General features: G+C 46.0%; 7 protein-coding genes. 3 read left to right on the top strand and 4 right to left on the bottom strand.

Going from position 1 to position 8,160, the window contains the following annotated elements; translation table 11 throughout:
- The 3 genes from B3D59_RS03450 to B3D59_RS03460 form a co-directional block, all read right to left on the bottom strand.
- A partial coding sequence (locus tag B3D59_RS03450) for a lytic transglycosylase domain-containing protein (protein WP_286817710.1) occupies nucleotides 1-616 on the bottom strand: 616 nt, incomplete at its 3' end.
- Nucleotides 591-986: a hypothetical protein gene (locus B3D59_RS03455; RefSeq protein ID WP_286817711.1), complete on the bottom strand. Its 396-nt coding sequence runs from the start codon at nucleotides 984-986 to the stop codon at nucleotides 591-593. The genes B3D59_RS03450 and B3D59_RS03455, both read right to left, overlap by 26 nt.
- A 41-nt stretch (nucleotides 987-1,027) precedes the next feature.
- Nucleotides 1,028-4,294 carry a UvrD-helicase domain-containing protein gene (locus B3D59_RS03460; RefSeq protein ID WP_286817712.1) on the bottom strand — a complete coding sequence of 1,089 codons (3,267 nt, stop codon included), beginning with the start codon at nucleotides 4,292-4,294 and terminating at the stop codon, nucleotides 1,028-1,030.
- A gap of 124 nt (nucleotides 4,295-4,418) precedes the next feature.
- Between B3D59_RS03460 and B3D59_RS03465 the strand changes: the two genes are divergently transcribed.
- On the top strand, nucleotides 4,419-5,381 hold the full coding sequence (locus B3D59_RS03465; protein ID WP_286817714.1) for a thioredoxin family protein: 963 nt from the start codon (nucleotides 4,419-4,421) through the stop codon (nucleotides 5,379-5,381).
- A 188-nt stretch (nucleotides 5,382-5,569) separates the two neighbouring features.
- Here the strand turns inward: B3D59_RS03465 and B3D59_RS03470 are convergent, their stop codons facing one another.
- The gene (locus tag B3D59_RS03470; protein ID WP_286817715.1) at nucleotides 5,570-5,878 is read right to left on the bottom strand and encodes a hypothetical protein; all 309 of its coding nucleotides are present in this window, start codon (nucleotides 5,876-5,878) and stop codon (nucleotides 5,570-5,572) included.
- Nucleotides 5,879-6,441: 563 nt separating this feature from the next.
- On the opposite strand from B3D59_RS03470, the gene B3D59_RS03475 reads away from it, so the two are divergent.
- Together B3D59_RS03475 and B3D59_RS03480 are read left to right on the top strand one after the other, a co-directional pair.
- On the top strand, nucleotides 6,442-7,551 hold the full coding sequence (locus B3D59_RS03475; protein ID WP_286817716.1) for a hypothetical protein: 1,110 nt from the start codon (nucleotides 6,442-6,444) through the stop codon (nucleotides 7,549-7,551).
- 21 nt (nucleotides 7,552-7,572) lie between these two features.
- The coding region (locus B3D59_RS03480) for a hypothetical protein (protein ID WP_286817717.1) at nucleotides 7,573-8,160 on the top strand (588 nt) is incomplete at its 3' end.

Raw genomic sequence — 8,160 nt, forward strand, 5'->3', positions numbered from 1 at the left:
GTGAATACAACGACATCACCCTTTGTACATAGGTCTGGGTCTCTTCATAGGGTGGAATTTTGTTGTATTTGTCCACAGCCGATGGACCTGCGTTATAGGCGGCGAGCGCCAGGGCAAGTTTCTCATTATACCGAATGAGCATCCGCTTCAAATAACGGGTTCCGCCCATAATATTCTGGGACGGATCAAAGGGATTTGAGATATTCAGGGAGGCGTCATTCTGGGGCATGATCTGCATAAGCCCCCTTGCCCCTTGGATGGACACGGCATTGGGGTCAAAACAGGACTCGGCATGGATGACGGCCTTGATCAATGCGTGATCCACACCAAAGGCACTGGCGGCTCTGGAAATAATATCGTTGTAGACATCAGGCCCGGCCTTGAATCTTCTTGTCCGGGCCAGTAACTCGTCCCCGCTATTTTCCTTGAGAAAAAGGGTATAGTCTTTGGCTGTGGGCGTATTGGTAAAATGCACCACACCATCGGGGTCAATGTACCGATATATATCCCCCAAGGCCGTGCAGGGAGATGTCAGGCACAGCCATGCGAAAAGAAAAAATATCGTCCTAAAACCCGGAACCTTTACCGACCTATCTTTTCCTTTTGCGCTTTTCAACCCGATCCTTATACTCCTTTAATGCAATTTTTTCAGGAAACTTAGGGTTTGCCACATATCGGCCGGTATTTTCAAGAAATGTATTTACCAGATTTTCCAGCACGGCATCCTTTTCATGATCCATGATCATGTTACGTTCCAGCCGGTAGCGATATTCAATGGGAGACCCTAATATATTTAAAATATCATCAAATTCACTATCAGACAACGGTTCAGATGTGAACAATGACATTTCCAAAGGAATCTTCATTGTCGCGGTCATGATCACTACCCAGGCATCTGCCCCGATTTTTCTTGAATCGTCAAAAATTTCAAGGCAGTGGCCATGTTCCAGATCTAACTTTTTATAAGGTGTTGGTTCTATTTTCATTTTTTTTATTTGTACTTGATTGTTAATCATTTTGGCAGCATTCAAAATAATTCCAACTGAATTTCCTTGGATTTTTGTTTTTTAACCTGCGTTTTTCCCTTTTCATACCGGGCCAGTTCCTTTTCGATATCATCAATAAAACAGGACCGGTTTCTGTGCTGCTCCCGGCCGAATATGCGTCTTTTTCGTGCATATGTCAAATAAAGCATCTCCTTTGCCCGGGTCATGGCCACGTAAAAAAGGCGGCGTTCTTCATCCGGATCTTCCACGGTTTTTCCGTCCCGGGCAAAGGGGATCGTGCCGGTTTCGCATCCTGTAACAAAAACAACTGAAAATTCAAGGCCTTTGGCGGCATGCATGGTCATCAAAGAGACTTTTTCAACCGTTTTGTCCAGGAAGTCAGGGTCCTGGTCCAGCCGTAAGGCATCCAGAAGATCACAGGGAGAGGAGTACCGGTCTGCCAGTGCGTTAAGGCGCTGGCATGCTGCTGCCAGCGTTTCATCTGTGTTGCCCAGGGCCTTAATATCCAGCCAACCTGCCAAGGTACCAAGAAGTTTTGACGTGTTCATGGGGAGTGAAAGTTCTGCAATCCTGGGTAAAAATTGTGCAAACTGCTGCCGGTCAGCCTCACTGCCACGGCCAAGAAAAATCCGCACCAGGGCCAACAGGTCTTTTATACCTGCCATGTCGACCCAGTGTTCCCGGTCTGCGGTCTGAAAAGGGATGCCGGCCTTCTCAAAGGCCTTGGCAAAGGCCATGGCCTGATGCCGGGTTCGGTAGAGAACGGCAAAGTCGGAAAAGGCATATTCTCTGTCCGTTCCGGAATCCGGTCCCGTGCCCTTATCCATGGAGAGAAAAGAGAGCCCCCCTACCCCTTTTTCAATAATCTTTCCCACTGCAACCGCCTCGGCGCTTTCACTCGCAGTTTCATTGATCAAAATTTTTTGTGTACCGTCAAGGCTTGCATAAATTTTACGCCCCTCATTATCCTTATCATCACCCATACTAATCACCTGGAAAGAGGCATCCAGGATGGTCTGGGTGGACCGGTAATTTCGGCGCAGGCGTATCTGTTCGCACCCTAAGAAATCGTGTTCAAACCGGTTGAAAAACCGGCTGTCCGACCCTCTGAATCCGTAAATGGACTGATCAGGATCACCAATCACGAAAATATGACTGTTTTGTGCAAGAAGCTTCACCAGCCTGTACTGGCCCGAATTCAGGTCCTGGTATTCATCCACAAAAATATACGTATACTGTTGACGCACCTGTTCGAGCAGAGCCGCATCCTTAGAAAAAAGTCTGAAACAGATGAAAATCAAATCCTCAAAATCTGCCAGGCTGCGTTCTTGAAGCAGCCGGTCATAGGTTTTGTACACCTCGGGCCAGACCGGATCAAAATCTCCAAGGACGCTATCTTCAGCGTCATGCAAACTTTCATCACCAGGCGCCTTTAATTGTTGCTTTTGCAGGCTGATCCAGGCATCTATTTTTGACACTGTTTTTTTGGGCACCTTTTTTTCGCCTGTCACCGCTTTGACGGCCAGTCCCAGTACCTCAAACCGCAGATCATCCTCCATAAGCCCCCGCTTAAAATCTGCATAACGCTTAAGCGTGTTAAGGCAGAAGCCGTGAAAGGTAGCAGCTGTCACAAGGGCTCCCTCTTTTGAAATAAAGGATTCAATCCGACCGGTTAATTCGCCGGCCGCCTTATTTGTAAAGGTCAACGCCAGGATGTTTTCAGGGGCAGCCCTGTTTTCCCGGAGCAGCCAGGCGATTCTGGCCGTAAGGGTTCGAGTTTTTCCCGTACCCGGCCCTGCCTGGATCACCACGGCCCTTGATTCGGATTTAACCGCTCTTTCCTGCTCCGGGTTCAGCCCATCAAGGATATGTTTGGGGCTGACAGATGCCGGGGTCTCTTTTTTTTCAGATGAGGGCAATATCACATCTTTGCTTTGAGGCTTTTTATGGCGAAGCGGTTCGTGGGCCGTTTTTTTTGTTTTTTTAGGGGGCAAAGGACCGGTAAACAGGCTTTTTTCTCCCTGGATACACTCCTTTTCCTCCCGGGTAAAAATATTGACCGTTCCATACTCACCGTCATATCCGGGATCAATGTGAATATCCCCGGCTCTTATCTTTTGTATGGCCTGGGCCAGTAAAGGCACACCGGCACCTTCAATGATTTCAGGCGAAAGCTGTGTAAGTATGGCAAGTTCCGGCCCCAGGGCATTGACAGCCTTGTCATAATGGGTTTTCACCTTTTTGGTATTGGGACCAGCCTCAAAAATCTGGGCTAAAATATCGGCCAGGGGCACCAGATAGGAATGGGGATGCCGGTTTTCAGGTGTAAACCCCTCCGGCCTGTCAGCCAGTTCCCGGACCCGGTAAAGCACGCCCAGGGTGAGGGGTTTGCCGCATTCGGGACAAATCCCGCCCAAAGCCGCAGTCTGGTCGGGATTAAGGCACACCCCGCATTTGCGGTGGCCGTCATAGTGGTATTTTCCCTGGTGTGGATACATATCCAGGGTGCCTTTGTAAGCGTTCAGGTCATGGGTTTCAAGGGCACGTCTCACCGCACCAAAGGCCAGATCCGTATCAAACACCGAAGCGTTGCGGCCCAGATATCCCGGGGAATGCGCATCGGAGTTGGATATCAGCCGAACCCTGTCCAGATCTTTCACCCGCCAGTTCATGGGCGGGTCCGATGACAGGCCGGTTTCACAGGCAAAGATATGGGAACTTAAATCACCAAAGCACTCTTCAATGGTATCAAATCCGGACCTGGACCCGAACATGGAAAACCACGGGGTCCAGATATGAGCCGGGACAAAAAAGCCCTGGTCGGATGTCTCCAGCATGATCTCCAGCAGGTTCCTTGCATCCAGCCCTAAAATAGGTCGACCGTCGGATTTGATGTTGCCGATGGCATCCAGGCGGGCATTAAATTTCTTTGCCGTGTCCAGATCCGGCAGATAGATCAGATTATGATTTTTGCGGACCCTTGTACCTTTCTTATATATATTGGAAATCTCAGCCTGGAGAATAAAACGCACAGCTCCCTTGCACAGAAAAGGCACGTCGGCGTCAATCTGTTTTGCAACTTCATCTTTTAAGGCAAACAGGCCGGGTTCGGCAGGCTCAAGTTTAGCTTCTATCTCCTGTATCCAGGCCGGATGGGTAAAATCCCCTGTGCCCACCAGGGTAATGCCTTTAACCTGGGCGCTGTGGTAAATATGCTCCAGGTCCAAATTTTTGGCCGTGGCCCGGGAATATTTTGAATGGATATGCAGATCTGCTATATATTTCATGAAACCTGTCCGTGAAGTGTTAATTTCGTATCAGGCCATTATGTACATGATTTACACTTAATTTAAAACCCGGATTCTGATAAATAATGCCGGACAAGCAACCCAAACCAACTGGAGCGCAATTATGGACAACATGACAAAAGAACGGATCAAGGCCTGGACGCCTTTGGGACGTCCAACCTTAGGCATTGCAAACACAGAACATCCCGAGCAAAAAAAATTCGAATCCTTTGCCCGCCAATGGCAGGAGATATTGGCTTCCATATCCTGGAGGCAGAGCAGTCAACCTGCGGCCCTGCCCGGCTTTTTCCTGAAAAATAATATTCTATATTCCGCTCTTCCCCTGGAGCGCGAACTGTTACCTTTTTTAAAAGGCCTGGACTCCCTTGAAAAGCCGCATCCGGCTAATGATATTCAAAAAACTTTGGACAATATCGAAGCGCCCTGCCGGCTGACCCTCTATATTGCCCTGCAGTGTCCCCACTGCCCGGGGATGGTTGAGCGGCTCATTCCCCTTGCAGCCGCCTGTGAAAAAATTTATCTTCACATCATTGACGGATCCCTGTTCCCTGACAAAGCCCAGGAAGATAAAGTGATGTCCGCACCCTGCCTGATTCTCAACAATGATACCCGATGGACCGGGGCAGTGGCGGAAGAAGAAATTGTGGACATGATCGTTAATAAAGAGAGCATGGACCTGGATACAAAGGCCCTGAAAACCATACTGGAGGATGGCCGGGCAGAGTGGATTACCCAACGGATGCTCACCTCCAACCGATTGTTCAAAGGATTTTCCGGACTTCTTCTCCATGAAACCTGGTCTGTGCGTTTAGGTGCCATGGTGGTTGTGGAAGCTCTTGCTGAAAAGGCACCAGCCCTGTGCTCGGATTTGGAAAAAATTTTAATTGAGGTATTCAGTACCAAAGATATCCCTGTCCAGGGTGATATTTTATACGCATTGGGAGAAATCGGCACCCCCGACACCCGGAACTGGATTGCCGCACAGCAGGAGGCCCTGTCCCACGAAGATCTCAAGGATGCGGCAAAGGATGCGATTCAATCTATTGAGGACAGATTGAACATCTGAAAAAAAGCAAGGTCAGAGAAACGCCCGGGAAAATCGCCGTCACCGCATGGTATTTTCAAAGGAGCACATAGCATCTCCAAATCGCAACATATGAAGCGGTAAAACAACAAAAGGCCTCAATTTTTGAAAACTGAGGCCTTAACGTCTAATTGAGCCTAAAAAAGTTTAAATTCCATTAACTGTTGACGTTACCCTTCAAGATCTACCCAGCCCCTGTCAAAATCTCTCCAGGCCCTGTCAACACTATTGCCGACTGTTCCAAACAAATCATCCAGTTCATCTTTCATCGGAGACCAGTCTGACGGGCATTCATTTTCTAATTCATCAACGCGAGCCTGAGCAGCCGCTACCTGCTGTTCAATCTGCCCTATGAGTGGTAAAATTTTTTCTTTTTCTGCAGCATCATAATTATCTGCAACCTTTTTCAGCGCGTCTAATTTTTCTTTCCAAGCATTAACTTCAGCCAACATTGCCTTACAATAGTCCTTAACTTCCATAATGTTTCTCCTTAAATTTAAATTAATGAAATGACGAATCAGACATATAACTTTTTCAAAGATAAATAAATCATCATTCAATTTTAAATCAAAAGGTCTTTGAATAACTGGTCAGCAATGGCTCTGGATCTAATAAAATTATATGTTTATTTACTATACAACGTTAATCAGAAAATTGTAACCATATTTTTAAAGTTTCCGATTATCACAAACATTAAACAGGTCGGTTTATGTACTGAGCTTCTTATGAAACACTTAACCAAGCATAAATGTCTCCCCCTGCGAAAAAGCCAACCCTGTTGCGACAACGGATCAGCAATTCTCAGTGAAGGAGTGCCGGCATTGAAGAATAAGCGATTGCCCTGTTAGAATGCCAGGCATTATTGACTTTCAGGCATTAGAGTGTTAAAAAAGGAAGAATTTCTTATAATTTTTGTTAAACCATTAAAAACAAAGACAATTCAAACATAGTGATATGGAGATCGTGTTTTATAATGTTCTCATCTTTAAAGTCGAAAATTTTTTCTCTGAATTTTAATCGTAAATTAAGCGAAAAACAATAAATGAAAAAAATCCCCTTCAGCAAATTTACCTCGTACGGAAATAATTTTGTACTTGTTGACGAAGTGAATTCTCCTATTTTCGGCGAAACAGAAAAGGGGCGATTTGCCCACTTTGCCACCAATATGTATTTCGGGATTGGCTCAGACAATTTTCTGGTTGTTCAAAGATGTACAAGAAAGGTTCTTGATTCAATCAATCAGGTCAGGGGATACTGGAATGAACTCCCGGACCTACATGAGGCGGATTTTATATTCAGAATGTTTGAACCCGATGGAACAGAGGCGTTTTCCTGCGGGAACGGGCTGATGTGTATCGCCAATTACTTGTTTAGAACCTACCAACTGGAATCCGTTAAAATAGTTACGGAAATACCCACTAACCACCCTAAAATAATTGATATCGGAACGGAACGTGATGGGCAGTCAAGCTGGGCCAATCTAGGGCAACCACGTAAAATTACGCAGGATTTGTTTAAACCGGAAATTGCCCAATTGTATGACGATATCATCTTGACGGTAGACAACCTTGAAATTGGCTTTCGTGCCCATGACCTTGAACCATTTTCCAATCAGACCCGATTAAACATCAAAGGCTATATTGTTTTTACAGGAGAGCCTCACATGGTTATTTACCCGGAAAAAGACGGGATACTGAGCGGCTTTGAAGAGGTTCTTTTTGCGACATCAGAGTACGCCTCAACTTTAGGAAAACCTGCTGAGCGTCGTGTTGATTTTGGTATCTGGCTGGTCGATCGCATTGGTCTGGCTTTGAACAATACTTATAAAAATATGTTTCCTGCAGGAATGAGCATCAATTTTGCTAGGCCGGTTTCAGCCCCTGGAGAAAAAGGGATTCTTGAATATCGTTGTTTTGAAAGGGGTATCTTCAAGGAAACACTGGCATGTGGAACCGGCGCTGTGGCCGTTTCTTACATATCCAAACGGTTAAATAAAATCATACCTGGGCAAAACACTATTTTACCATATCGATGCCGGCTTCATGAACCGGAATCTAAAATTAAAATTCATGAAAATGAAACCGGAGACTGCCGAATAATAGGGTTTCCTGTCATGCTGGTTAATGGTGAATTTGAGTTAAATCATTTATAAAATATGGGCGACAGGAAAGGCATGACAGAAAATTCTGGCCCCCCCTACCAATATACCAATGGGTCCGGCAATAACGCCGGACCCACGAAACAAAAATTGTCGCCTCTTATGTCCGGTTCTGGCGGGAAAAAAATTTTGTTACATTCTATTATTCTTTTAATCGTCGCGCTATTGTTTAACGCCCTGTTTAATTTCACGACCCTGGAAAAACTGTCAAAAGAGGCTATTGCCCTGACATACCACATTGTAGGGACGGACCTCCAACGAGAGATCCAGCAAGCGCTCTCCTATGACATGATGCCCCTGGCGGAAGTTCCGGACATGACTGATCGACTATCCCGGGCTAAATCGCAGATCGATGCATTAACTGTAAAAAGCTCTGATGGGGAAAAAGCGGGAAAAAGTCAAGCTTCTGTTGCACATTATGAAATACTTGTCTGTCTTCCTGATGGCCACATTTTATTCACCACAGAACAGCATCCGTTAACCCATCAGCTGCCCTTTTCACTTAAAGCGCTTGGGCATGAAAAGGGTGAGAAGGAATCATTTTTGGGAAAAAATGAGGTGATATCAAAAGGGAATGTATTTTTTCTCCATCTCCCAATTGAA

The sequence above is a fragment of the Desulfobacter sp. UBA2225 genome (assembly GCF_002348205.1).
In the GTDB taxonomy this organism is placed as follows: Bacteria; Desulfobacterota; Desulfobacteria; order Desulfobacterales; family Desulfobacteraceae; genus Desulfobacter; species Desulfobacter postgatei.

Excerpts from the sequence above, each read along its gene's own strand:
- B3D59_RS03465 (WP_286817714.1), top strand. The coding sequence starts at position 4,419 with ATGGACAACATGACAAAAGAACGGATCAAGGCCTGGACGCCTTTGGGA.
- B3D59_RS03460 (WP_286817712.1), bottom strand. The coding sequence starts at position 4,294 with ATGAAATATATAGCAGATCTGCATATCCATTCAAAATATTCCCGGGCC.
- B3D59_RS03470 (WP_286817715.1), bottom strand. The coding sequence starts at position 5,878 with ATGGAAGTTAAGGACTATTGTAAGGCAATGTTGGCTGAAGTTAATGCT.
- B3D59_RS03455 (WP_286817711.1), bottom strand. The coding sequence starts at position 986 with ATGAAAATAGAACCAACACCTTATAAAAAGTTAGATCTGGAACATGGC.
- B3D59_RS03475 (WP_286817716.1), top strand. The coding sequence starts at position 6,442 with ATGAAAAAAATCCCCTTCAGCAAATTTACCTCGTACGGAAATAATTTT.